The sequence below is a fragment of the Xenorhabdus sp. KK7.4 genome (assembly GCF_963876465.1).
Taxonomy (GTDB): domain Bacteria; phylum Pseudomonadota; class Gammaproteobacteria; order Enterobacterales; family Enterobacteriaceae; genus Xenorhabdus; species Xenorhabdus stockiae.
In genome coordinates, this window is record NZ_CAWNQF010000122.1 from 12,897 (window position 1) to 38,881 (window position 25,985).

Genomic DNA, 25,985 nt, shown 5'->3' on the forward strand with positions numbered 1-25,985 from the left:
TCGGCTTCTACACTCCAGACAAGCAATAAGCGACTTTCTGGTTTTTTCTGTAAAAAAGCTGGAAAGTTGTTCCCAATAATCGTGATATCAGGCTGATCTGAGGGTAACTCTGTGGGAGAATGGGGTGATAATTCTCATGCAGCAAAACATATGGCACTTTCCAGTTCAATAAAAAATCAAATCAGTCAATGGTATAAGGCGTTATCCACCCACATTGACGGCTTCATTCCAAGGGCTCCCCAACGTCAGATGATTGCAGAAGTGGCGAAAACACTGGCAGATGATGAAGGGCGGCATCTGGTTATAGAAGCGCCCACCGGAGTGGGAAAAACATTATCCTACCTTATTCCTGGTATTGCAGTCAGTCGGGCTGAGCAGAAACCATTAGTAGTGAGTACTGCTAATGTGGCTTTACAGGATCAGATTTACAGTAAGGATCTACCGCTATTACGAAAAATCATCCCGGATTTGAAATTCACCGGGGCTTTTGGTCGTGCGCGTTATGTTTGCCCGCGTAATCTGGAAGCTATTTGCGCCGCAGAGGGAGAGCAAATTGATTTGATGCTGCTGGTGGAAGATCAGACCGCTGTTGCAAATAGTGAAGAACGAGAACTGTGTCGCAGGTTACGCAATGATTACTCTTCTTTTGGCTGGGATGGTTTGCGGGATCATCATCAGCTGGCATTGTCGGATTCGCTATGGTCAAAGGTCAGTACTGATAAGATGAACTGTCTGGCCCGTAACTGCCAGTTTTATCACCGTTGTCCATTCTTTCTGGCCCGAAGGGAGATTGAAGATGCTGATGTTGTCGTTGCTAATCATTCTTTGGTGATGGCGGCATTGGAAAGTGAATCTGTCCTGCCGGAAGCTAAAAATATGTTGCTGGTTCTGGATGAAGGTCACCATATCCCGGATGTTGCAAGGGATTCACTGGAGGTAGAAGGAGAGATTACGCTATTTCAGCTGAATGGGCAGTTGGATTCCTTTGTTCGTCATGTCGAGCAATATTTGCTTCAGTTCCGTCCGGCGAAACCGCCTGCTTTGGCTGAGATAAGCCGTTTACAGGCTCATTGTGAAAAAATCCGCGAATGTTTCAGGGAGCTGGCTGATATCATACAGGCATTATTGCCCGAACGAGGGGATGCGGAAGAATATCTGTTTGAACTGGGAAAATTACCGGATAATTTGCTGCTGTGTTGTCAGACACTATTTAAGCTGACAGATGGCCTACGCAGCTTATCTGAAGCGATTCTAAATGATCTTACCGATCAAACCGCGAAACAGGATATTGTCAAGCTGCATCGGGCTATCTTGCTGACTAGCAGAACACTGGGTTATTTCGAAAATATGGCAAAGCTGTGGCGTCTGACTTCGCAGGAAGAATCCTCCCATGCTCCTATCTCAAAGTGGCTGACACGCCGTTATGAGAAGAATCAGTCACACCTTTACTTTCACTGCGCGGGTATTCGGGTCAGTGAACAATTAACTCAGTTATTGTGGCGAAACATTCCTCATATTGTCGTAACATCCGCGACATTGCGCTCTCTTAACAGCTTTTCCCGTATTCAGGAGCTGACAGGATTGCATGAAAATTATGATGATCGCTTTGTTACTTTGACATCTCCTTTTGAACATGTTCGCCAAGGGCGTCTGATTATTCCGCGAATGACGCTGGAGCCTACAATCCATAATGAAATGCAACACCTTGAGGAAATGGCGCGTTATTTCCGTTCGCAAATACTGTTGGGTGCTCATCAGGGAATGTTAGTGCTGTTTAGCAGCCAACGTGCGATGGAGGGGTTTCTCCAATTTGTAAAAGATTTACGGCTGATGTTATTGGTGCAGGGGGATCAGCCACGATATCGGCTGGTGGAAACCCATTGCAAACGAATTGACGAAGGGCAGCCCAGTGTTCTGGTTGGGTTGCAGTCTTTTGCTGAAGGACTGGATTTGAAAGGTAATTACCTTTCACAGGTACACATCCATAAAATTGCTTTTCCGCCCGTCACAAACCCTGTCATTATCACTGAAAGTGAGTGGCTGAAATCCCTGAAACGCTATCCTTTTGAAGTGCAGAGTTTGCCGAGTGCTTCTTTCAGTCTTATTCAACAAGTGGGAAGACTCATACGCAGTCATGAGTGTCATGGTGCTGTGGTAATTTATGACAAAAGGCTGTTGACCAAGCGTTATGGATCCCGTTTGCTGGATGCATTGCCTGTTTTTCCGATTGAACAACCGGATATACCTTCGGAAGAAATATTACTGAAAATGAAAAAAGGATAAATAATATAAAAGTTAATATTATTTATCCTTAAGGCAAAGTTAGGCTGATAACTGTTATTTATCCGATTTTTTTCAGGAAACAGGTTTTCAGTACTAACCCTTTGATTTTATCAGCATTACATTCGATTTCGTCTTCACGGTGGGTAAGGCGAATATTTTTAATTAATGTGCCACGTTTCAGTGTTTTAGAGGTGCCTTTGACTTTCAGGTCTTTGATAACTTGTACTGAATCACCATCATTCAGCAGGGCACCGTTGGAATCTTTAACTTCGATATCCATTGTATATTGTCCTCATGTTTATTTTTAAAGCAGACGGGATTATAGAGAGAAAAATGAATTTTTTAAAGGTTAGTATGATTTTTTAGGTTATAACTTCTATTTTAGATGTTTTTTATAATAAAAAAGGCCGTAATAACGGCCTATACACTTTGTTTTTCAAATCACTTTGTCTTTCAAATTATCTCTTTGATGGCTGCGCTCGTTCACCCCAGTTACATAGCTCTACGCTTCTGGGGATGAACTTCCTTGCGGCAGCGATGTTTCATGAAATCCAGTGTGTATGATGATGGTGTTTTTATCTTAGTGCTCAATATTGGCTTCAAGAAACCATAAAAATTTATCGAGATCACGGGAAGCAGCTGTGAACATATCTGCTGTATCTTCATCTTCCGCATCACCAATAGCCTGACGGATATCATTAGCAACAATAGCATAACGATCAGCCAGTGCTTTTAAGTGATCCTGTACATCGTGAATACCCGTCGGGTAACTTTCCAGCTGAGTTCCTTTGTGAACTTCCTGAAGTGTACCTAATGCTACTCCACCTAGCTGCACGACGCGCTCGGCAAAGGTATCGAGATGATCAACGAGCGCAGTACGGAAGTCATCCAGCATTTTATGGATGGCGATGAAGTTTCTGCCGCGGATATTCCAGTGTGCCTGTTTAGTCATCAGAGACAGGTCAGTAAACTGGATGACCATATGATTTAGTGCATAAATTGAACTTTGTTTGACTCCCTCACTGATATTATTACGGGTATAAATCAGTTTGGAGGAACTTTTTCTGACAAATTTTGCAGTACTCATTTGTAATGCTCCCTTAATTTAAACTAATGACATGGGATACATTAAAAGTAGCTGAACATTGAGCAGACGTCATATCGTTTTATGCTATCGAATTGATAGCTAATAAAAACATCGGTAATTAATCCCGGTAATAGTAAAAACCGAAAGGTATCAGTACCTTTCGGTTTTCATAGATGGTTTCCTATAATCTTCCGTTTTTATTCAACTTTTTCTAGTTTAGTTTTTTGTTTCATGGTTGTAGTAGAGCCAATTGAAGCACAAATGATGCACAGAAGAGCGAGCCATTGTGTCGTAGTTAAATGCTCATTCAGGAAAATGATACCGGATAAAGCCCCCAATGCTGGTTCAAGACTCATTAACGTACCGAATGTTTTAGCTGGCAAACGTGTAAGGGCGATCATTTCCAATGTATAGGGAAGTGCGGTAGATAAGATAGCGATACCCAGAGCAATAGGCAGTAATGAGGCATCAAACAGAAGTGCCGGGCCGGTTTGGATTAATCCCACCGGAAAGAAAATAACAGCAGCAATTAATGAGCCGATAGAAACTGTAGCTGCACCATGACCTGCCCCAGCGCGTTGGCCAAAGATAATATAAAGTGCCCAGAAAACACCCGCTCCCAGTGCATATAAAATGCCGACAGGATCAAGAGTACTGACGTCATCACCGATAGGTAACAGAAAACCTAAACCGGCAATAACCAATACGATCCAAAGGAAATCCACGGGACGGCGTGAGGAAAACATAGCGACAGCCAGTGGGCCGGTAAATTCAAGTGCAACGGCAATACCAAGGGGAATTTTGGATAATGCCATGTAAAACAGATAATTCATTCCACCGAGTGAAATGCCGTAAGCAAGGAGAGGAGTGAGAGATGACCGTGTAAATTTCAGACGCCAGGGTTTAAAAATCAGAAATAAAATAAGGGTTCCCAGCGCAAGTCTCAGGGCAGTCACACCAGGTGCACCAATGACATGAAATACTGTTTTAGCTAATGATGCGCCAGCCTGAATTGATGTCATTGAAATTAATAACAAAAATATCGGAAGCAGAGAAAAAGATGCAGCCCGATGTTTAGAAAAGGACATTTACAGAAAACCTCAATTACAACATGTTATTTTAGAAGTGCCATCTTCGCAGTGAAATAGACAGAATACAACATGATTATGTCTTATGAGCGCTAGGCTGACGTATAAAAGAATAAGCATGAAGTATAGTCATTAGTTCCTCTTAATCCACATATTATGAAAGCGATATCCTTGTATAAAATCAGGGCGGTAGAATTCGTTGATGGTTTTATCGGCTTTGATTATTATGCTATTCCTTAAATATAAATAGACCATGATTTTCAGGAGAAATGATATGTTAATAAGGGGAGCTTCTGGGCAGGATCTTGATGCTATTTTATTACTTTATACAACATTATTCAGAGAAATGGCTGAGTTACAGCCGGAAAGGCTGAAAAAGGTTGAACAGGACAGAGCATTTATTATTTCCACTCTTAGTGATGATAACTTTAATTTATTAGTAGCAGACGATAATAATGGAAATATAAAAGGTTTTTGCATCGCACAAAAAAAGCAGACACCACCATTTAATTGCCTTGTTCAAAGGAAATATGGTTATGTTATTGATTTATTTGTCAGCCCAGACGTGAGAAGTCAGGGTATTGGGCAGGAGTTATTAGCAGAAATGAAAAAGTGGGCGAAGGAAAATAATTTTACTCATCTTGAGCTGACCGTTTTATCTGAAAATATTTCGGCCACAAAATTTTATGAAAGAGAAGGTTATAAAGAAGTCAATAAATTAATGGTTATTACATTGTGATTATGGAGTTAAATGTGAAGGTTGCTTTAATAGATATAAATAAAAATAACTATCGAGAAGTGATGTCTCTCGAAGTTGAATCTGGACAGGAGCAGTTTGTTGCACCAAATTCAGAGTCAATTGCAGAATCAAAGTTTAATCAATATTGTAGGCCAAGAGCAATTTGTTTTGGCGAAGAAATTGTCGGTTTTGCTATGTATGAACGTTGTGTTAATGAAGGAAAGCCAAATGAGTATAATCTTTATCGGATGATGATTGACAAATTTCATCAGAATAAAGGAATTGGCAGTCTTGCGATGAAATTATTACTGGATGAAATGAAGCAATATGCTGATTGCTACAAAATATCTGTCTGTTATGATGAAACAAGTCAACGTCATAGCCAGTTTTATCAGTGTTTTGGTTTTACCGAAGTAGGTTATTGTGACGAGTATGAGGAAATGCTGGCGGAAATTATTATAGAAAATAAAATTCGTTAACTGTGAGTTTCTCTTTAAAAAAGAACAGAGAGTTATCGTATAGTGAACATTTGTAGTGAAAGTTATATGCTCTTCGTCTTTCAAGTTGCCTCTTTGTTGGCTGCATTCACTCATCCCGGTCACATAGTTGTCTATGCTCCCGGGAATGAGTTCCCTTGCCGCCGTGATGCATCTTGAAATCCATTGAGTATAGATAAGTTAATTCTCTGGAAGCTTGCTAAATGAAGGTTTGTCTGCCAGAATTTAAAACGAATTATGCAGTAAGTTTATTTGGTATATCCTCAAACTTTTTAATTAAAAATATGATAAGCCTTCAAACTTCTGTGGTGAAATAATGAATATAGGGAAACACTTTAATAATAGCTTTATCTTCAAATTATTGCTCTTTATCATGATTGCGGGATTGGGGTTGAGAGTACCAATATCTTATATCCCGCCAATGTCTCAGGAAATTATTGACGATTTAAACATAAACTATTCTACCTTTGGTTTAATCACATCCCTGTCACCGCTGTGTTTTTTCTTTTTTTCTCCTTTAACACCTTATTTTGAAAGAAGAATAGGGTTGTATAAAACCTTATTAATGACATTTGTGGTTGCTATTGTTGCTTACATTCTAAGGTTAAATAGTTCCCTGATATTGCTGTTGGCTTCTACAGTTATGTTTGGGTTTGCTATTGCACTGGGAAATATTGCGTTACCTTCATTCTTTAAAAGTCTGGGTAGTAACAGGGTTGCTCTTCTGTCGTCATCCTATACGGCATCTTTGTATTTGGGGCCGGCAATGGCGACCGGTCTGACGTTACCGATTAAGCATATGCTGGGTTTTTCCTGGAATGAAATTTCCTGGATTTGGGTGCTCATTCCCATATTTTCAGTGATCCTTATTCTGTTCTTTTCCGATAAAAAACAAAAAAAATCAGTTAGTAACCCAAATGCCCGTAATGATTATGATGATAAACCTGTGAAGGTGATTAATCCGTGGTCAAGCATTTCATGCTGGATGATGGCTGTCTATTTCTCTGTGTTATCGTTTAACTTTTATATTATTACTGCTTGGTTCCCCGAAATTATCAGTTCTTATGGAATGGGCCAGACTGAGGCTGCATCTTATGCCGCGCTATTCTCATTAGTAGCAATACCTTTTGCAACATTGACTGCCTTTTATATCTATAAAATAAAAAGACAAGAATTCATGTTTGTGATTAACCCTATTATTGGCATGCTGGGGATTATTTTATTTATTTATGGTCAAAAACATTTAATTCCTGTTGCTGTTATGATCATGGGAATTGGGGCAGGTATTTGTACCGGAGTTGCATTCTTGTTACCACTGCTGCGTTTTAATCATACTACTAATATTACGAAAGCAAACTCAATGATGCAATCAATCGGTTATTTAATTGCATTTTGTGGGCCACTTGTTTCTGGTTATATCCATGACTTTACTTCTTCCTGGACTCTTGTTCTGTGGTTGCTTTTCCTCGTTCTGGCAATTCAAGGGATTTTGGGAATAATAATCGGTAAAAATGAAAAACTTGATGCGGCTTAATATTGAAAAGTGTTTAAAAACAAAATGTGATTAGCGATTTTTATAATCGCTAATCACCAGACACCTATATTTCAATTACCATACCTGTTTCTTTACCATAAATACTGCGTATATAACCTTTGGCTATCTGCTCACCTGTGCAGGTTTCCTGCCCGGGAAAAAATTTGGCGTAACTGGTAAATGATTCATCCAATAATTTGGGGCTGACTACGTTAATCCGGGCATCAGTGATTTCCGTCGCTGCTGAGCGGACAAAAGCTTCAATAGCTCCATTGGTTACGGCAGTTTGAGAACCATTAGGTGACATTATTTTGCCGACGATGCCCGATGTTAAAGTAATTGAACCACCGGGTTTAATGTATTTTAAGGCTTGAAGCGCAACATTGATCTGACCAAATGCTTTATTCTTGATGCTTTCCTCATAATCACGCAGGCTTTCTGGTTTCGTCCAGTTGGTTTTACCAAATGCACATATAATAGCTTCAAACATTTTGTTTTTAGATAAAAAATTATCTAATTTTTGATTATCAAACACATCTAGCGAATATTCAGGTGAGTTACGGCTGGCTTGAATAATCTCAAGCTCTGTAGGGTTATCAGCCAACAAAGGATGGTATTTTTTAATGTTACTGATAATGTGTTTTCCTATATTTCCTGTTGCTCCTATCACTAATATTTTCATATTATTACTCCGTAATTGAATGACAATATGCTAGATGGAAAAATCTTTTGCTAAGTCTGAATTTCGGCGCATGACAGCAATTAATTCTGAATTTTCCAGTTTATAAAAAGCGGGGCCACTTTTTACTTCTGTTACATTACCACAACCAATAATACCCCATCTGATTTTCTGCATTTTATTTTTCCGGTATATTTATCTATGAATCGCAAATATTCACTCGATTTTATAATAGCCTTTTTGCTTATTCTATGTCTTTATGGACGATAATTTATATTGTTACATTAGGAAAATTTATTGCCTGATATCATATGCTGGATATAGAAATGCCCAGATTATGGATTTTGACGCGCGCTATGAAAGCATTCTGGCGATACTTTTTTCTTATTGTGGCATAATAGGCAACTATCGATTTTTCCAAATTCCCTTTTTATTCACTTTAAGAGCAAAAGTTGTGTTAAGTACAAACAACATCACTATGCAGTTTGGCAGTAAGCCTCTGTTTGAAAACATTTCTGTTAAATTCGGTAACGGCAACCGCTATGGCCTGATTGGTGCTAATGGTGCGGGTAAGTCAACCTTTATGAAAATTTTGGGGGGAGACTTAGCTCCGACCTCCGGTAATGTCAGTCTCGATCCGAATGAGCGTTTGGGTAAATTACGTCAGGATCAGTTTGCCTTTGAAGAATATACGGTACTGGATACAGTTATCATGGGCCACACAGAGTTGTGGGAAGTGAAGCAGGAACGTGACCGTATTTATGCCATGGCAGAAATGAGCGAAGAAGACGGCTATCGTGTTGCTGATTTGGAAGTTGCTTATGGTGAAATGGATGGCTACAGCGCAGAAGCCCGTGCCGGAGAATTATTACTTGGTGTGGGCATTCCGGTAGAGCAGCACTATGGTTTGATGAGTTCAGTTGCTCCGGGCTGGAAACTGCGTGTCCTGCTGGCTCAGGCGCTGTTTTCTGATCCTGATGTTCTGCTGCTTGATGAGCCAACCAACAACCTGGATATTGATACTATCCGCTGGCTGGAGCAAGTGCTGAGTGAACGCAACAGCACCATGATCATTATTTCCCATGACCGCCATTTTCTGAACACCGTATGTACTCATATGGCTGATCTGGATTACGGTGAACTGCGCCAGTTCCCGGGTAATTATGATGAGTATATGGTGGCGGCAACTCAGGCACGCGAACGTCTGTTGGCAGATAATGCTAAGAAGAAAGCGCAGATTGTAGAATTGCAGTCTTTTGTCAGCCGCTTCAGCGCTAATGCGTCTAAATCCAAACAGGCAACTTCACGTGCCCGTCAGATTGACAAAATTCAGTTAGAAGAAGTGAAGGCTTCCAGCCGTCAGAACCCCTATATTCGTTTTGATCAAGAGAAAAAACTGTTCCGTAATGCACTGGAATTAGAAGGTCTGACGAAAGGTTATGACAATGGCCCGCTGTTTAAGAACCTGAACCTGCTGATGGAAGTTGGCGAAAAAATGGCGGTGATTGGTGAGAATGGTATCGGTAAAACGACACTACTGAAAACACTGATCGGTGAAACTGAACCAACCAGCGGTACGGTTAAATGGTCTGAAAACAGCACTATTGGCTATTATGCACAGGATCATGCCAGTGATTTTGATGGTGATCTGACTGTGTTTGAATGGATGAGCCAGTGGAGACGTGAAGGTGATGATGAACAGGCAGTGCGCAGTGTGCTGGGGCGTTTATTATTCAACCAGGATGATATCAGGAAGAAAGTCGGTGTCTTGTCCGGTGGTGAAAAAGGCCGGATGTTGTTTGGCAAGCTGATGATGCAAAAGCCAAATATTCTGGTTATGGATGAACCAACCAACCATTTGGATATGGAATCTATCGAATCACTGAACCTGTCACTGGAGCTTTATGAAGGTACGCTGATTTTTGTTTCACATGACCGTGCTTTTGTTAGTTCATTAGCCAGCCGTATTCTGGAAATAAAATCCGATACAGTTGTTGATTTTAAAGGTACATATGATGAGTACCTGAGAAGTCAGGGAATTGTGCAATAATCCTGCTTATCAGGTGACCCCGTTTAACGGGGTCAATCCTTATTTACTGCCGCACACTTCACATTGCGTATCTTTAGGCAGTTTTATTTCACGAAACTGCATTGTCATTGCGTCGAACAGTAATATTTTACCTCTGATAACCTTTCCGTACTGAGTCAGCAGTTTAATTGTCTCCATAGCCTGTAACGAGCCGATTGTACCCACAAGTGGTGCCATGACACCCGCTTCAACACAGGTCAGGCTATTTTCACCGAATAACCGGCTCAGACAACGGTAACAGGGCTCTTCCTCATGATAGGTAAAGACTGACAGTTGTCCTTCCATTCGTATGGCAGCCCCAGAAACTAAGGCCGTTTTATGCTGGTAACACAGACGGTTAAGTTGTTCGCGGATGGCGACATTATCGGTACAATCCAGCACAACATCATGCTGGATAATCAGTTCGCTTAGAGCTGGATCATCTAATAATCCTTCAATGGGACGGATAGTAAGATGAGGATTTATCTCCAACAGCGTCAGTGCAGCCGAATGCACCTTCGCCATACCAATACGCTCATCACGATGCAGGATCTGGCGCTGTAAATTAGACAGGGAAACAGTATCAAAATCCAATAATGTGATTGTTCCCACCCCGGCTGCGGCCAGATATTGGGAAGCAGCACAGCCGAGTCCCCCCAAGCCGACTATCAACACGTTGGATGATTTTAATTTTTCCTGACCGTCAAAATCGAAACCCCGCAGGACAATCTGCCGATTGTAACGAAGGGTTTCTTTATCTGTGAGTTCACTAGTCATTGCTTTAATCATTTATTGATTTTTCAGCAGCTGGTTGAAAAATTCTATCTGTACTGTCTCCCCTGCTGTGACGGAGCCACGCTCCCGTTCAAGTACAATAAAACAATTGCCAAGACTATATGAACTGAAAATATGGGAACCCTGATGACCGGTTGTTTTTACTTCTAATTCACCCTGTTCATTCAATACCGCGATCCCACGTTGGAAATCCAGCCTGCCGGGTGATTTTTTCAGTGGTGTAACCGCTTTGGCATTAAGCCGAATAGGAGGCTGCCATGAACTGAAGCCAGACAAATGTGCAATCAGAGGCTGTACTAACTGATAGAAGGTCAGAACTGCGGATACCGGATTGCCCGGCAGTCCACAAAACCACGCTTTTTCCAGCTTACCGAAAGCAAAAGGTTTACCGGGTTTAATGGCTAATTTCCAGAAGCTAATCTGGCCCATCTCATCCAGAATCTGTTTAGTGTAATCGGCTTCACCAACGGAAACACCCCCACTGCTGATAACCAGATCAGCAAGGTCGTTAGCCTGAATAAAAGCGTGGCGCAGGGCATCAGGATCATCCGGAATAACACCGAGGTCGATAACTTCACAATCCAGTTTTTCCAGCATCAGGCGAACAGCAAAACGGTTTGTGTCATAAATTTGCCCGGTTTGTAATGGCTCACCAATGGCTTGTAGTTCATCGCCGGTAGAAAAAACAGCAACTTTTAATTTGCGCAACACTTCAACCTTTGCAATCCCCAGTGAGGCAAGCAGAGGCAATTGTGCTGTAGATAATTTAATGCCTTGTGGCAGGACAGCTGTATTTTGGGCAATATCTTCGCCAATAGTGCGGATATTCTGCCCCTGACGAACAGGATGCGTAAACCGGATGCCTGTTTCCGTTGTTTCTGTGTGCTCTTGCATAACAACGGCATCGGTACCCGTGGGGATAGGGGCGCCAGTCATAATGCGAATACAGGTAACTGCGGGCCATTCTCCCTGAAATGGAACACCAGCCAGCGCTTTCCCTGCCTGCGGTAAAGTCTGTGTTTCGTTCAAATCGGCAAGGCGAATGGCATAACCATCCATCGCTGAATTATCAAAAGGGGGAACATTAATTGGGGAAATAATATCTGTGGCAGTAATGCGGCCTGCTGAGTGCATCAGGCTGATGGTTTCCGTTTCGGAGAGAGAAGAAGTCTGGGCCAGTAGTTTTTCTAACGCCTGTTCGAGTGAAATTAAGCCTGAGGTATGACAATGATCCATGAAAACTCCCAATGTGCGGCAAATAGCATGGTGGCATTATGGCAAAGATCCTTTTAATGGGAAATTGTTATACCGAATAGATTCCGGATTACTGCTTGAAGGATAAAAGAAAGCGGTGCGGATTGACTAATAAAAGATGTATATCATATCCATGATTTGCTATAACTAAATTACGACAATTAAAACAAACGATTACATGAAAATTTAATCACTATGAGTAACCATAACCAAATTACAACATCTGATAATAGTAACTATCTGGCTATTCAAATTGCATTGAGCGGCTTTTTTGCTTTAGTTGTTGCGATGGGAATAGGGCGCTTTACTTTCACACCACAAGTTCCACTGATGATTGCTGAATCACAATTCACGCTAACGGAAGCCGGGATTGTGGCTGCATTTAATTACCTTGGCTACTTTGCAGGTTCTTACGATGCGATGCGGGCGAAACGGTTTGTGGAATATCGTTTGTGGGCAGGCTTATGGGGTGCAGTCATTATTACACTGCTGTCAGCCCTGCTTGACGGCCCGGTATTACACAGTATTGCCCGCTTTTTTATTGGCTGGGCGAGTGGCTGGACATTGGTATTGGTTGCTGCATGGTCAAACGATGAACTGGCAAAGCTGAATCGCCCGGGGTTAAGTGCCGCGGTTTTTGCCGGAACCGGGATTGGTATTCTGATTAGTGGAGTGCTCGCGGTAGGGATTCAATCGTGGGGTATGGATGCGGCTCAGGCATGGGTTATTTATGGCATTCTGGCATTATTGTGCAGTGTTTATGCCAGTCGCTATTTACCTCGCCGGGGAGAATTGCATCGTCCGCAAACGGCAATGCAAAAACTTGCTTTAACGCCTGAAATTAAGCGGCTGGTATGGAGTTACACCCTTGCCGGATTCGGCTATATTCTACCCGCCACATTTCTTTCTCAAATGGCTTCAGAACGTTTTCCCGGTAGCTTGTTTGCTCAGTTTGTCTGGCCGATATTCGGAGGAGCATCAGTCATCGGTATTGCGATGGGAATTCTGTTGCGCCATGTCTCAACAGCTCAAATTCGTCTGGCTATCACACTCTGGCTTCAGGCACTGGGTATATTGGTAGCAGAAATTGTACCCGGTATCAGTGGCCTTGTTATTGGTGCGTTCCTGGTGGGAGGCGGTTTTATGTGTGTGGTGCAGCTGGCATTGCTGTATGGGCGTGAACTGGCTCCCAGCCATACTCATTATATGGCCGGGCTATTAACTACCGGTTATGCGCTGGGGCAATTGGTCGGGCCGATGCTATCAGCTATTTCGACATGGCTGACCGGTAAATTGGAACCGGCGCTCTATGTTGCATTTATTGGCTTGGTTATTGCGGGATTGCTGGTATTTAATCGCAATAAAACCTCTCATGAATAATCCTGATTTGGCGCATTGGTGCTGTGCAGGTATATTGTGCGCCTGTCCTGATGGGATTCAGGATACAGCCTGTAAGACTACGATTTGAATGTTGGCAGGTATAGCTATTCAATATTCAATGTTGATATAGTTGTTCGTGGTAACAATGTGAGCAAATGTCCCATCAATGGATATCATGTAATGGAAGTATTATCTTTGGAGAATTCGATGTCATCCTTAAGTATAGAAGCCGCGCTGGTGCATTCGGCACTGGTTGAGCGTGGTCTTGAAACCCCTTTGCGTGAGCAGACTTTAGAGCCTGAAGTGCGAAAAGTCCGCATTGAGGAACACATGACAGAAATTATGAAGCTGTTAAACCTCGATTTGAGTGATGACAGTTTGGCGGATACGCCGAGCCGTATTGCAAAAATGTATGTGGATGAAATATTTTCAGGTTTGGATTACAGAAATTTTCCGAAAATCACGCTGATAGAAAATAAAATGAAAGTCGATGAGATGGTGACAGTGCGGGATATCACACTGACCAGCACTTGCGAACACCATTTTGTGACTATCGATGGGAAAGCCACTGTAGCTTATATTCCTAAGGATAAAGTGATTGGGTTATCGAAAATTAACCGCATCGTCCAGTTTTTTGCGCAACGTCCACAGGTACAGGAACGACTGACACAGCAAATTTTGATTGCCCTTCAGGCTCTGCTTGGCACAAATAATGTTGCTGTTTCTATTGATGCTGTGCACTACTGTGTAAAAGCGCGTGGTATCCGTGATGCTACCAGTACCACAACGACCACATCTCTTGGCGGTTTGTTTAAGTCCAGTCAAAATACACGACAGGAATTTTTGCGTGCCGTGCGCCATTTGCACTTATCGTGATGAACCTGCATTACCATGACAAGTAGTAAATTAAATAGTGGAGCAGCGAGCCACAGGATTGCAGTGCTTGATAGCGTACGTGGTTTCGCTGTTTTGGGTATATTGTTACTGAATATCTCAGGCTTTGCGTTGCCTTATGCCGCTTATACTAATCTCTTTTATAAAGCCGATGTTCTGTTTTCTGATGTATTAACATGGTCTGTCCTGAACACATTTGCTCAGGGGAAATTTTTATTTATTTTAACGCTGTTATTTGGCGCATCACTTGAATTATTGAGGCAGCGGGATCGCTACTGGAATCGTTGCAGGTTAGTGATTCTGGCTGTTATTGGTTTATTGCACGGAATTTTGCTATGGGATGGCGATATCCTGTTGTCATATGGTCTGGTTGGCCTTCTGGTATTACATTGGATAAATAAGAGTCCCAATTTATTCAAACAGGGCATTGTCTTATATTTATTTGGACTGATGATGTTCTATCTATTGGGGCTATTCCCGGTAGAGGAAAACAGTACGTTCTGGCATCCGCTAGAGCAGGATATTTTGCATGAAAGCTACTGGAAAACCCATGGCGGGTTAGTGGCGATAGAACACCGTATCAATCAGATCAGCGGTGTAATGATAGTGACTATTGTGCAGTATAGCTGGCAGATAATTGGAACCATGCTTTGCGGCGCAATGCTATTACGTAATGGTTGGCTGAAGGGCATGTACAGCCTTCATCACTATCGTCGTGCCGCTCTGTGGCTGTTTGTCACTGGCTTGTTGATTCAGTCTCTCGCCCTGTCAGTATTGTATTTATATCCTTATAGTTACTTCACTGCCTGGACTGTCCGACAGACCATCACAGAATTAGCGACACCATTTATAGCATTATCGTATGTGGCGCTGATTTATGGGTTCTGGCCGGTTATATCCCGTTGCCCGGTAGTTTTCTGGCTACAGCAGGTTGGCAGAATGGCACTGAGCTGTTATTTAATGCAAACTTTAATCTGCACCACACTTTTTTATCATTTGGGGCTGTTTAATAAATTTGCTCGCTGGGAATTGTTAATATTCGTCCCTTTTATTTGGGGATGTAATATCGGGTTTGCCTGCTGGTGGTTAAAACGTTATCAGCAAGGGCCTGCTGAAAAACTCTGGCGGGTACTGACCAGAAAACTGCAAGAAAGATTTTAAACGATTAAGAGCCTATCTTTTGAGAATAGGCTCTTATTTGCTGCGATTCCTCGTCTCCATTCCCTGTAACTCTTCTGGTGATACCGCAGGATAGCCTTCAATGCCTGTAGGGGCGATCTGCTGGCTGGGAATGGGGGTTAAAGGCCCCAGAAAACGGGGTTCACGTTTTAAGATATACAGGTCAGCCCAGGCACCAAGGCGGGCAAATACTTCACGAAAACGTATCGTCATCATATTCTTAGGGGAAGAGACAGCATAACATTGCGCTTCGATGCCCATGTGCATCGCAATAAAGAGAGCTCGTTCACAGTGGAAGCGCTGGGTGATAATGGTGAAGTCATTGGTATCAAATACCTTGCGAGTTCTGACAACCGAATCTAACGTCCGGAAGCCCGCAAAATCCATCACGATTTTAGAGGCTGGAATACCTGCTTTAATGAGATCTCTTCGCATCGTATTGGGTTCATTATAGCTGTGTTGGGCATTATCTCCGCTTAATAGCAGATATTTAACTTTTTCACTGTTATAGGCGTTAACAGCTCCCTGAATACGATAGAAATAATATTGGTTATATGCGCCGGCTTTATAATATTTGGATGTACCTAAAACCATGCCCACTTCTCGTTCCGGAAGTTGTCTGAGGTCATCAAAAATGTAGGGAGCCGTTTTCCAGCTGATCCAGCGATCAAGCATAATAGCTGATAGTATAAAAACAGCTATTATGAGGATTAGGCTGGTAATTAGATGCTTCCACATTATTTTTGCCTTTTATGTAACCATGAACAAGTCATTAAAGGCTACTTTACTTGGAATATTGAAGCAAGTGTTGGATTAACCACATTAATATAAATATGCTTTGTGGGATAAATGCCTGCCGAAAATACTGGCAGGCATTAAGATTATCAGAATGATGTGCGTTTATAGATGCGATATTCTGGTTTCCAGAAATTACGCTCAATCGCTTCTTCCAGAGCGTCTTCTGAAGTGACCGTTGCAACACCCTGAATCTGGGCTTTTTTCGCCACTTCTTTGGCTATTTTGCGGGAAACATCCTGAATGTCATCAATCAATGGCAGTAGCGGGCCAGAGCCGGTTTGCGCCAGAGGTGAGCAATCTGCCAATGAGCGGCTTGCTGCCATTAACATGTCATCTGTTACACGTTTGGCTCCTGAAGCAATAACACCTAACCCGATACCGGGGAAGATATAAGAGTTATTACACTGGGCAATCGGGAATTCCTGACCTTCATACTGTACTGGTGAGAACGGGCTGCCTGTTGCGACCAGCGCTTTACCTTCCGTCCAGTTAATAATGTCTTCCGGACGGGCTTCTACGCGGGATGTCGGGTTAGACAACGGCATGACAATCGGGCGCTCACAGTGCTTATGCATTTCACGGATAATTTCTTCAGTGAACAGGCCTGACTGACCAGAAACACCAATCAGAACAGTAGGTTTGGCGTTACGGACAACATCCATTAATGACAGGCTGTCTTTGTCGACATCCCAGGAATCCAGAGCGCTGCTTTTCTGAACCAGTACGCTTTGGAAATCCAACAGATTCGGTTGTTTATCTGTGAGTAACCCGAAGCGGTCCACCATGAATACACGGGCACGAGCCTGTTCATCACTCAAACCTTCTGATTTCATCTGAGCAATGATCTGCTCTGCAATACCACAACCGGCAGAACCCGCACCAAGGAAGGTGACTGTCTGATCTTTCAGCTGACGGCCTGCTGCACGGCTGGCAGCAATCAGGCTGCCAAGAGCAACAGCAGCAGTACCCTGAATATCATCATTGAAGCAGCAAAGATCATTACGATAGCGGGTCAACAATGGCATGGCATTGTTCTGAGCAAAGTCTTCGAACTGCAACAGAACATTCGGCCAGCGGCGTTTTACTGCCTGAATGAATTCATCGACGAAATCATCATATTCTTTGCCGGTAATACGCGGATGGCGCCAGCCCATATAGAGCGGGTCGTTCAGGCGCTGTGGATTGTTTGTACCGACATCCAGCACGACAGGTAGAGTATAAGCAGGACTGATCCCGCCACAGGAGGTATATAGCGATAATTTACCGATAGGGATACCCATGCCACCAATTCCCTGATCACCAAGCCCCAGAATACGCTCACCGTCGGTCACAACGATAACTTTAACATTCTGTTTGGTGGCATTTTGCAGCATGTCATCAATATAAGCCCGGTTCGGGTAAGAGATGAACAAACCACGGGCACGGCGGTAAATATCAGAAAAATGTTCGCACGCTTCACCGACGGTTGGTGTGTAAATGATAGGCATCATTTCGCTGAGATGTGCGTCAAGGAGCCGGTAGAAAAGGGTTTCGTTGGTATCCTGAATATTCCTCAAATAAATATGTTTATCCGCGTCATTTTTAAAATCGCGGTATTGGCGATAGGCGCGTTCTGCCTGCTCTTCGATTGTTTCAACTGCTTGGGGCAATAAGCCATGCAGATTGAAATTGCTGCGTTCTTCTTCCGTAAAGGCGCTGCCTTTGTTCAGCAGGGGAAACTCCAACAGGATGGGGCCAGCGTAGGGAATATAAAGAGGACGTTTACTTTCGTGTTCCAGTTCCATGATGCTTACTCTTTGGACTAATCAATAACAAAATCGGCTACATATACTTCGTCTTTCAAGTTGCCTCTTTATTGGCTGTGATGCATCTTGAAATCCATTGTGTATAGATCCTAAGAAGATAAAAAAATAAGTACAGTAAATGTTACTTAAATATGTTTATCATGAGCAAAAATGAGAGATAACATACAGAATTGGCTAATTAAATGTTATTTAATTTCTCACTTTTGCCCAAAAACCTTGCAGGGTGGTCAGAATGTGTGGCGTTCCGTTTGTTTGCAGCCGAGCAAATTTAAAGTAGATTCGGTTGCTTTCCACTGGGACAGATGACCATTTTGCCCTTCAACAAGTATTGCCCGCTTGATCGAATGACAATCACTTCCTGACATATTCATTAATATTAGCGCTGCCTGTAAAGGTGGCAAGCTTGGATTAAATGCCGCATTTTCTGCATAGCGACCAGTATAAACGCGATCTTGTTCATCTATCAGGGCAACACCGGAGTGGGACTGGCTATAGGGTGCATGGCTCTGATTCGCCGCATTTAATGCGGCCAGAACGAATTCATCTTCAGTATCGAGCTGATAGCCGTGGTGAATGTTATCCAGCAAAAATTGAGTGACAGATAAGTCACGCGGGCCAAATGCTTCTGGCAGATAATCAGCCAGTGTCAGATGTGGGCGATCAGGTAAGCAGATTACCAGCTGTGTTCCGCTGTTTAATTCATTCATAAACTGTCGGCAGTGACCACAGGGAGAGTAATTAATGGTGATGGATACCAGTTTCTTTTCGCCACGTAACCAGGCATGAGTGATGGCTGATTGTTCGGCATGAACAGTTTGTTGTAATGCAACACCTGTAAATTCCATATTCGCGCCAAAATAGAGGTTGCCGCTCTCTCCCCGTGCGATAGCACCAACATGAAAGTTTGAGATAGGGGAAATGGCACAGGCCGCAGCGAGTGGTAGCAGGGCCAGTGCCAGTGCATGATCATCAAGGCCACAGGTCTGCTTAATTGACTCCACCTGCTCTGCTGTCAGCATAGCTGGAAAATCGTCATTACCAATATAGGGCAATAATGCCTTTTGTAATTCAGGCGTGATTTCTGACCAGATAGCATGAAAACGAGCTTGCATAAAATAATCTCCAAATTAATTAAAGGTTATTCTAGGATGAGTGCTCAGGTTTGTAATGTGATGAATGCCATATAATTCATGAAATTTCTGTAACAAAAATATTATTTTAGTAACTTATGTCAAATTTTTACTATCTGAACGAGTTTTCTGATGATTATACCCAATGGACTTCGAGTTGCATCGCGGCGGCAAGAGAGTTCATCCCCGGGAACATAGATAACTATGTGAAGCGCAGCCAACAAAGAGGCAGCTTGAAAGACGAAGGGTATATCACTAACCGAACAGGTGTAGTATCACAGGGAACAAAAACGGTGCCACCAGCGAAGTAATCACTCCGCAAGTCATCAGTGCCAGTGAACTATATGCCCCTTCCACATGATCTATTTCTGCACATCGTGCTGTCCCGACGGCATGGGAAGCTGTCCCCATTGCCAGACCTCTGGAGGCTTTAGTTTTAATCTTCAATACATTAAACAGATTGTGACCAAAAATGGCGCCCAGAATCCCGACAGCAATTACACAGGCAGCACTGATTGCCGGGATACCACCAATGGAATCAGCCACAGCCATAGCGATAGGCGTTGTGACTGATTTCGGTAATATTGAAGCCGCGATTTCAGGTGTGGCTCCTGCCCATAAAGCGATAGCTGTGCCGGTTATCATTGCAGTGATACTGCCGATGAAACAGATACTGATGAGGGATTTCCACTGAGCACGGATTTGGTGGAGTTGTTCGTACAGCGGAAAGGCCAGAGCAACAACGGCAGGTTGTAATAAATCATTCAATATTTCGCTACCGGCAAAATAGTGCTGATAAGGCGTGTGAGTTAGCAGCAGCAGAGGAATAATAACCGCCATAGATATCAATAATGGATTGAAAATAGGGAACTTGAGCCGAGCGGCTAATTTTTTGGCAACATAAAAAACAGACAGAGTTAATGGGAGTGACCACCAGATATGGCTTAGCATTTTTTGTTTCCTTCCTGTTGTGAAAGCTCTGTTTGTGATGGTTTATTTTGTAGAGGCTTTTCTTGTAATCGTTGATCTGCCTGACGGGTGCCAATAATAGTCCGTTCGCGATGGATATAGTGAGAACTGTAAGCGACGGTAATCATGACAATAACGGTACTGATAATGCAGGAAAGGGCAATTGGGATTATCTGTTGGCTGAGTTGTGGATAATACTGCATGACACCAACCCCGATAGGTAAAAAGAGCAGAGTCATATTTTTCATCAATAAATTACAACTCGGTTTTACCCAATGAGCGGGGATAATCTGGAGTGACAGTAAACAGAACAGAAGAAGTAAGCCAATAATGCTGCCGGGAAGAGAGAAGGGGAGGTGTGCTGAGGTGAAGTTTCCGACAATGAGGCATAAATAGATCAATGCAAATGCGCGCAGATATTGCCAGCCGATCAGCAACACGTTCAGGAAAGACATAAAGTATAATTCCTCAGTATAAAGAGGGTTATCATACGACTAATATTGTAAATGTGCTACACGTCACATAAAAAATGCGGGCTTAAAAAACCCGCATTTTTACTTTTAGCATTAACTTTTCGCCAGATTATGCTGGTAATTATTTAACCTGCATACCCGGTTGGGCACCGCTATCCGGGCTTAACAGGAAAATTTCTTTTCCGCCGGGACCTGCTGCCATCACCATACCTTCTGAAATACCAAAACGCATTTTACGCGGGGCAAGGTTAGCAACCATAACCGTCAGGCGATTTTCCAGTGCTTTCGGATCTGGGTAAGCTGAGCGAATACCAGAGAAGACCTGACGAGTCTCACCGCCAAGGTCAAGAATCAATCTCAGCAGCTTATCGGAACCATCAACAAAATCAGCCTGTTTAATTAATGCGATACGCATATCAACTTTGGCGAAGTCATCAAATGTGATGGTATCCTGAATAGGCTCATCAGCCAGAGGGCCTGTCACGGTTTTTTGTGGCTTAATGCTTTCTGTGGAATCCGCCACCATAGCTTCAACTTTAGCCATTTCGATACGGTTAAACAGTGCCTTAAATGGTGAAACATTATGGCTCAGCAGTGGTTGTGAAATTCCATCCCAAGTCAGTTCAGTATTCAGGAATGCTTCTGCACGTTCAGTCAGACCCGGAAGAATTGGTTTCAGGTAAGTCATCAGGACGCGGAACAGGTTGATACCCATTGAGCAGACAGCCTGAAGATCGGCATCGCGGCCTTCTTGTTTCGCGATAACCCACGGGGCCTGTTCATCAACATAACGGTTGGCGAGATCTGCCAGCGCCATGATTTCACGTATTGCCTTACCAAATTCGCGATTAGTGAAATCTTCTTCAATTCCCTGTGCTGCATCGACAAATTTTTGGTACAAAGCAGGATCAGCAAGCTGATCTGCCAGTTTGCCGCCAAAACGTTTATTGATGAAACCAGCGTTACGCGAAGCTAAGTTAACAACTTTGTTGACGATGTCACTGTTAACGCGCTGAACGAAATCTTCCAGATTCAGGTCGATATCATCGATACGGGAAGAGAGTTTTGCAGCGTAGTAATAACGCAGGCAATCTGCATCCAGATGTTTAAGATAAGTTTCTGCCTTGATGAAAGTTCCGCGGGACTTGGACATCTTGGTGCCGTTGACAGTAATGTAACCGTGAACAAACACATTAGTTGGCTTACGGTAATTGCTGCCTTCCAGCATGGCTGGCCAGAACAGGCTATGGAAATAGACGATATCTTTACCGATAAAGTGGTACAGATCAGTTTTGGAATCTTTTTCCCAGAATTCGTCAAAATTCAGGTCGTCACGCTTGTCACACAGATTCTGGAATGAACCCATATAACCGATAGGCGCATCCAGCCAGACATAAAAATATTTACCCGGTTCATCAGGGATCTCAAAACCGAAATAAGGCGCATCACGGGTGATATCCCACTGTTGCAGACCGGATTCAAACCATTCCTGCATTTTGTTTGCTACCTGCTCTTGCAGGGTGCCGGAACGAGTCCACTGTTGCAGCATATCGCTGAATGCCGGCAGGTCGAAGAAGAAGTGCTCAGTCTCACGCATTTCTGGTGTTGCACCGGATACCACTGAACGCGGGTTGATCAACTCTGTCGGCGCATAAGTCGTTCCGCACACTTCACAGTTATCGCCATATTGATCTTCCGACTTACATTTCGGACAGGTTCCTTTAACGAAACGATCCGGCAGAAACATGCTTTTTTCCGGATCGAAAAGCTGAGAAATCGTCCGGTTTTTGATGTAACCGTTTTGCTTTAGTTTCAGATAAATATTGGATGCAAGAGCTCTGTTTTCTTCGCTGTGCGTAGAGTGATAGTTATCATAACTAATCGCAAAACCAGCAAAATCCTGTTGATGCTCCAGATTCACTTTGTCGATCATTTCTTCTGGCGTGATCCCGGCCTGCTGAGCTTTCAGCATGATTGGTGTACCGTGGGCATCGTCAGCACAGACAAAGTGAACCTCTTTGCCGCGCATTCGATGATAACGAACCCAAATATCAGCCTGAATGTGTTCTAAAATGTGACCGAGATGAATTGGACCGTTAGCATAGGGTAACGCACAGGTCACCAATAATTTTTTCGCGACTTGAGACATAGTTAGGATCTGACTTCCATAAGTTAAAAAGGGTTTTTGATGTTACCTGATAAGGAGCATTGCCGCTAGGGGAGGTTGGCATTTCGGGAAGGATTTTAAGCAGCATGATGTCCGGTATCGCTGTCTTTGCCAAAAAACGATTATACCGAGTCATCATGCCAGTATGTATATTGTTAGGGTTCATGCGAAATAAGTTATCTGTATCAAGACAATATCCTGAACTCATTTATTCTGAAGTTATATGCTGACTGATTTAAATGTGCCGCGCTGAATGACACTGAGTAACCATCTTAGAAACCCCGGGATCTGTAGCAGGATCATAAATCCGAATGCTACCTGATATGCGATCTGAGGATAATGCCCGGCTGCATCTATAGGCCAAAAACCGATGATCACACCGAATATAGTTTGTATGAGAAAAGTGCCAAATAGAATCAGCAGATTAAGGCAGGTAGAAGCACGACCGGTCATCGCTGGCGATACACTTTGTGCCATGATAGAGTATTCCAGACCAGCAATGGCGCTTATCAAAGTAAATCCGACAGAGAGTAGCGGTAGTAACGGGAGGATGTTTAAAGCACATAAAACTTGTACCACCAGAAACAAAAAAATGCCTATTCCGCCAACTTCCATGGGTTTAATATTGAACTTACCGGCCCATTCAGTGACAGCGCCTACAAAAAGTGAGCCGACAACGCCTGCTCCCATTCCTATAAACAGATAGACCGAAGTGAGTTTATTACTGTAATGCCCTACATCCTGTAACCATTTTCCCATCCACAATCCTTGTAGCCCGAAAGCAACTGTATGAGGAAGTAATAACAAACTGATGACTTTGCGAAAGGAGTGATCTTTGTAAACTTCAATTAGTGAGGTAATCCGGGGCCACTTCACCATTTTATGTTCAATTGGATCTTTGGGAACCCATATTGCGGTAACTACCATAACAATCAGAGTTACACCAGCCAGAGCAAAAAATAGCGTTCGCCAGGAAATAAAACCGACCAGCCAGGCAACCGGCAATGTCGATAGCATGGCACCTAATCCTCCAACAGCCAGTAAGTACCCATAAATGGAGGGGAGTTTATTGTCAGGAACCCAAAAGGAAAGCACTTTGACCGAACCCATAAAGCAGGCTGCTAATCCCAGTCCAATCAGGATCCTGGCTAGTAATAATGTAGTGAAGTCCTGCCCAATACCAAATAGTAACGCTCCCACCACGGCAATACCTAAAAGAAACAGTTGCACTCGTTTTGGTCCATAGCGATCAAGGGCAAGTCCAACAGGCAGCTGAGCTAAGGAAAATGAAAGAAAGTAAGCACTTGATAAGATCCCGAGTTGTCCTGCGGACAATGACATTGCTGAAATCAAAAATGGCGTTAAGACAGCATTTATATTTCGGAACAGGAATGATGTACCGTGCCCGAATGCAAAAGGCAAGAACACATGAGTCATTACTTTAGACGAGTTTATTTGTTGAGCCGATGATATTTCAGCCATGATAATACCTTAATTTTAAGCAATATTATTCGGAATGCATTGAGTATGTTTTGTCTCCACCTTTTCGTTTCTCATCGTGCTTTGGGTTAAACTTACAGCCAGAGCTAAGGATGTAACGTGATTTACTGTTATCACAGGTAGTTTGTGTGCTTGGCTCTCCGCTTAAGAGTGCCAATATCAACAAATGCAAGAAACGCCTGATTTCTTCGCAGGGATAGGGCGAAAGAGACTCGGGTGATTATTAAGTCGAACTCTTCAATGAAGTAACAATGATGAACATAAAACGTTAACAGACTTCGGCACAATGCGAGAACTTCATCACTTTTGTTTGTGTCCTTATCGCAAGCGGTTTGCTTCTGTTATGATGGCCAGACAGTTTGAGGTTGAAAAAGAAAATGAAAAGGAGCCGGGATGAACTCACAATCCCCCGAGCAGACCAATCCTGACCTGCTGAAAGAAAGCGTTGCGAAAATACTGGCAGCATTTAAGCATCCTACGTTAGAACAAGATTTAATGACTCTGAAAGCACTGCATCATTGCACTGTGCTTGATGGAGTACTGCATATTGAACTCATGATGCCGTTTGTATGGAAACGGGCTTTTGGAGCACTGAAAGAAGAAACCACTCAACCTTTATTAGATGCGACTGGCGCAAAAGGCGTCGAATGGCGGCTTTCTCATGATATCTGTACATTACGTCGTGCCAATAACCTGCCGGGAATTAATGGAGTCCGTAATATTCTGGCGGTCAGTTCAGGAAAAGGTGGTGTGGGAAAATCCAGCACGGCGGTGAATCTTGCACTGGCTTTGGCGCAGGAAGGGGCAAAAGTAGGTATTTTGGATGCAGATATTTACGGCCCATCAGTTCCCAGTATGCTTGGAACAGCCAAAGAACGTCCTACCTCACCTGATGGCCAGCATATGGCTCCCATTATGGTGCATGGTATGGCGACAAACTCTATTGGTTACCTTGTCACCGATGATAACGCGATGGTCTGGCGTGGTCCGATGGCAAGTAAGGCGCTTATGCAGATGTTACAGGATACCCTGTGGCCGGATCTGGACTATCTGGTTATTGATATGCCACCGGGAACGGGTGATATTCAGTTAACGCTATCGCAGAATATTCCGGTGACTGGCGCTTTAGTGGTTACGACCCCACAGGATATTGCCCTGATTGATGCCATGAAAGGTATTGTGATGTTCCAGAAAGTCAGTGTGCCGGTATTGGGTATTATTGAAAATATGAGCACACACATCTGTAATAACTGCGGGCACCATGAAGCGATTTTTGGCACGGGTGGCGCTGAAAAACTGGCGGAAAAATATGAGTGCCAGTTATTAGGTAAAATCCCGTTGCATATTTCACTGCGTGAAGACCTTGATCGCGGAGAGCCTACGGTTATTAGCCAGCCTGATAGTCAGTTTGCTGATATTTACCGGGAAATTGCTGCTAATATCGCCGCTCAAATGTACTGGCAGGGAGAAAAAATCCCGACGGAAATTTCTTTCCGGGCAGTTTGATGTCAGTCGTTGGATGAAATTCATCCCCGGAAGCATAGATAACCGTATGTTTATAAAAACGGTGACTGGGGTGAGCGAGAGAAGCCAACAAAGAAGCAACCTGAAAGACGAAGTGTATAGACAGACTTTTGCAAGGGAGTCTGTCTCAACTCCCTTATTT

23 protein-coding genes are annotated in these 25,985 nt (G+C 43.2%); 9 read left to right on the plus strand and 14 right to left on the minus strand.

The features are described 5' to 3' along the window. Positions 1-150 precede the first annotated feature (150 nt). Positions 151-2,283 (plus strand): ATP-dependent DNA helicase DinG, encoded by a 2,133-nt coding sequence (gene dinG / locus AACS90_RS19800; RefSeq protein WP_099121340.1) that lies wholly within the window; start codon positions 151-153, stop codon positions 2,281-2,283. 58 nt (positions 2,284-2,341) lie between these two features. On the opposite strand, the gene AACS90_RS19805 is transcribed toward dinG, so the two are convergent. The 3 genes from AACS90_RS19805 to rhtA all read right to left on the minus strand — a co-directional run bounded on the left by AACS90_RS19805 (position 2,342) and on the right by rhtA (position 4,458). Then, positions 2,342-2,563, minus strand: a complete 222-nt coding sequence (locus tag AACS90_RS19805; protein WP_045969765.1) for an alkylphosphonate utilization protein — start codon at positions 2,561-2,563, stop codon at positions 2,342-2,344. Between the two features lie 300 nt (positions 2,564-2,863). Then, positions 2,864-3,370, minus strand: coding sequence for a DNA starvation/stationary phase protection protein Dps (gene dps / locus AACS90_RS19810; protein ID WP_099121207.1), 507 nt, complete (start codon positions 3,368-3,370; stop codon positions 2,864-2,866). Between the two features lie 197 nt (positions 3,371-3,567). Then, complete coding sequence (rhtA, locus tag AACS90_RS19815) at positions 3,568-4,458, minus strand: threonine/homoserine exporter RhtA (RefSeq protein WP_099121208.1); 891 nt, start codon at positions 4,456-4,458, stop codon at positions 3,568-3,570. A 274-nt stretch (positions 4,459-4,732) separates the two neighbouring features. On the opposite strand from rhtA, the gene AACS90_RS19820 reads away from it, so the two are divergent. The 3 genes from AACS90_RS19820 to AACS90_RS19830 all read left to right on the plus strand — a co-directional run bounded on the left by AACS90_RS19820 (position 4,733) and on the right by AACS90_RS19830 (position 7,228). After that, entirely contained in the window at positions 4,733-5,197 is a 465-nt protein-coding gene (locus tag AACS90_RS19820; RefSeq protein WP_099121209.1) for a GNAT family N-acetyltransferase, read from the plus strand. A 14-nt stretch (positions 5,198-5,211) separates the two neighbouring features. After that, entirely contained in the window at positions 5,212-5,676 is a 465-nt protein-coding gene (locus tag AACS90_RS19825; protein ID WP_099121341.1) for a GNAT family N-acetyltransferase, read from the plus strand. Positions 5,677-6,067: 391 nt separating this feature from the next. Then, a complete protein-coding gene (locus AACS90_RS19830) occupies positions 6,068-7,228 on the plus strand; it encodes an MFS transporter (RefSeq protein ID WP_256376529.1) in 1,161 nt (386 codons plus the stop codon). Between the two features lie 64 nt (positions 7,229-7,292). Here AACS90_RS19830 and AACS90_RS19835 read toward each other — a convergent pair whose 3' ends face one another. Together AACS90_RS19835 and AACS90_RS19840 are read right to left on the minus strand one after the other, a co-directional pair. Continuing rightward, entirely contained in the window at positions 7,293-7,910 is a 618-nt protein-coding gene (locus AACS90_RS19835) for a short chain dehydrogenase (protein ID WP_099121211.1), read from the minus strand. Between the two features lie 30 nt (positions 7,911-7,940). Further along, on the minus strand, positions 7,941-8,084 hold the full coding sequence (locus tag AACS90_RS19840) for a hypothetical protein (RefSeq protein WP_241538201.1): 144 nt from the start codon (positions 8,082-8,084) through the stop codon (positions 7,941-7,943). A gap of 277 nt (positions 8,085-8,361) precedes the next feature. Between AACS90_RS19840 and AACS90_RS19845 the strand changes: the two genes are divergently transcribed. Then, the gene (locus tag AACS90_RS19845; protein ID WP_099121342.1) at positions 8,362-9,957 is read left to right on the plus strand and encodes an ABC-F family ATPase; all 1,596 of its coding nucleotides are present in this window, start codon (positions 8,362-8,364) and stop codon (positions 9,955-9,957) included. A gap of 39 nt (positions 9,958-9,996) precedes the next feature. On the opposite strand, the gene moeB is transcribed toward AACS90_RS19845, so the two are convergent. Continuing rightward, positions 9,997-10,752, minus strand: a complete 756-nt coding sequence (gene moeB, locus AACS90_RS19850) for a molybdopterin-synthase adenylyltransferase MoeB (protein WP_099121343.1) — start codon at positions 10,750-10,752, stop codon at positions 9,997-9,999. 12 nt (positions 10,753-10,764) lie between these two features. Next, a complete protein-coding gene (gene moeA / locus AACS90_RS19855; RefSeq protein ID WP_099121212.1) occupies positions 10,765-12,006 on the minus strand; it encodes a molybdopterin molybdotransferase MoeA in 1,242 nt (413 codons plus the stop codon). Between the two features lie 258 nt (positions 12,007-12,264). Here moeA and AACS90_RS19860 point away from each other — a divergent pair, with 258 nt between their 5' ends. The 3 genes from AACS90_RS19860 (at position 12,265) to yeiB (ending at position 15,459) form a co-directional block, all read left to right on the plus strand. Continuing rightward, positions 12,265-13,404: a YbfB/YjiJ family MFS transporter gene (locus AACS90_RS19860; protein WP_193757161.1), complete on the plus strand. Its 1,140-nt coding sequence runs from the start codon at positions 12,265-12,267 to the stop codon at positions 13,402-13,404. Positions 13,405-13,611: 207 nt separating this feature from the next. Beyond that, entirely contained in the window at positions 13,612-14,280 is a 669-nt protein-coding gene (folE, locus tag AACS90_RS19865; RefSeq protein ID WP_099121214.1) for a GTP cyclohydrolase I FolE, read from the plus strand. Between the two features lie 15 nt (positions 14,281-14,295). Then, a complete protein-coding gene (gene yeiB / locus AACS90_RS19870) occupies positions 14,296-15,459 on the plus strand; it encodes a DUF418 domain-containing protein YeiB (RefSeq protein WP_099121215.1) in 1,164 nt (387 codons plus the stop codon). A gap of 33 nt (positions 15,460-15,492) precedes the next feature. On the opposite strand, the gene sanA is transcribed toward yeiB, so the two are convergent. The 7 genes from sanA to AACS90_RS19905 all read right to left on the minus strand — a co-directional run bounded on the left by sanA (position 15,493) and on the right by AACS90_RS19905 (position 24,301). Beyond that, complete coding sequence (gene sanA, locus AACS90_RS19875) at positions 15,493-16,215, minus strand: outer membrane permeability protein SanA (protein ID WP_099109164.1); 723 nt, start codon at positions 16,213-16,215, stop codon at positions 15,493-15,495. Between the two features lie 146 nt (positions 16,216-16,361). Then, positions 16,362-18,059, minus strand: coding sequence for an NAD-dependent malic enzyme (locus tag AACS90_RS19880; protein ID WP_099121216.1), 1,698 nt, complete (start codon positions 18,057-18,059; stop codon positions 16,362-16,364). Positions 18,060-18,307: 248 nt separating this feature from the next. After that, complete coding sequence (gene cdd / locus AACS90_RS19885) at positions 18,308-19,192, minus strand: cytidine deaminase (protein WP_099121217.1); 885 nt, start codon at positions 19,190-19,192, stop codon at positions 18,308-18,310. A gap of 273 nt (positions 19,193-19,465) precedes the next feature. Further along, the gene (locus tag AACS90_RS19890; protein WP_099121218.1) at positions 19,466-20,161 is read right to left on the minus strand and encodes a CidB/LrgB family autolysis modulator; all 696 of its coding nucleotides are present in this window, start codon (positions 20,159-20,161) and stop codon (positions 19,466-19,468) included. Further along, a complete protein-coding gene (locus AACS90_RS19895; RefSeq protein ID WP_099121219.1) occupies positions 20,155-20,634 on the minus strand; it encodes a CidA/LrgA family protein in 480 nt (159 codons plus the stop codon). The genes AACS90_RS19890 and AACS90_RS19895 overlap by 7 nt, the downstream gene beginning before the upstream one ends. A 139-nt stretch (positions 20,635-20,773) precedes the next feature. Next, positions 20,774-22,801 (minus strand): methionine--tRNA ligase, encoded by a 2,028-nt coding sequence (gene metG, locus AACS90_RS19900; protein WP_099121220.1) that lies wholly within the window; start codon positions 22,799-22,801, stop codon positions 20,774-20,776. A 237-nt stretch (positions 22,802-23,038) separates the two neighbouring features. After that, positions 23,039-24,301: an MFS transporter gene (locus AACS90_RS19905; protein WP_099121221.1), complete on the minus strand. Its 1,263-nt coding sequence runs from the start codon at positions 24,299-24,301 to the stop codon at positions 23,039-23,041. 411 nt (positions 24,302-24,712) lie between these two features. Between AACS90_RS19905 and apbC the strand changes: the two genes are divergently transcribed. Then, complete coding sequence (apbC, locus tag AACS90_RS19910; RefSeq protein ID WP_099121222.1) at positions 24,713-25,825, plus strand: iron-sulfur cluster carrier protein ApbC; 1,113 nt, start codon at positions 24,713-24,715, stop codon at positions 25,823-25,825. The last annotated feature ends 160 nt before the right edge of the window (positions 25,826-25,985 follow it).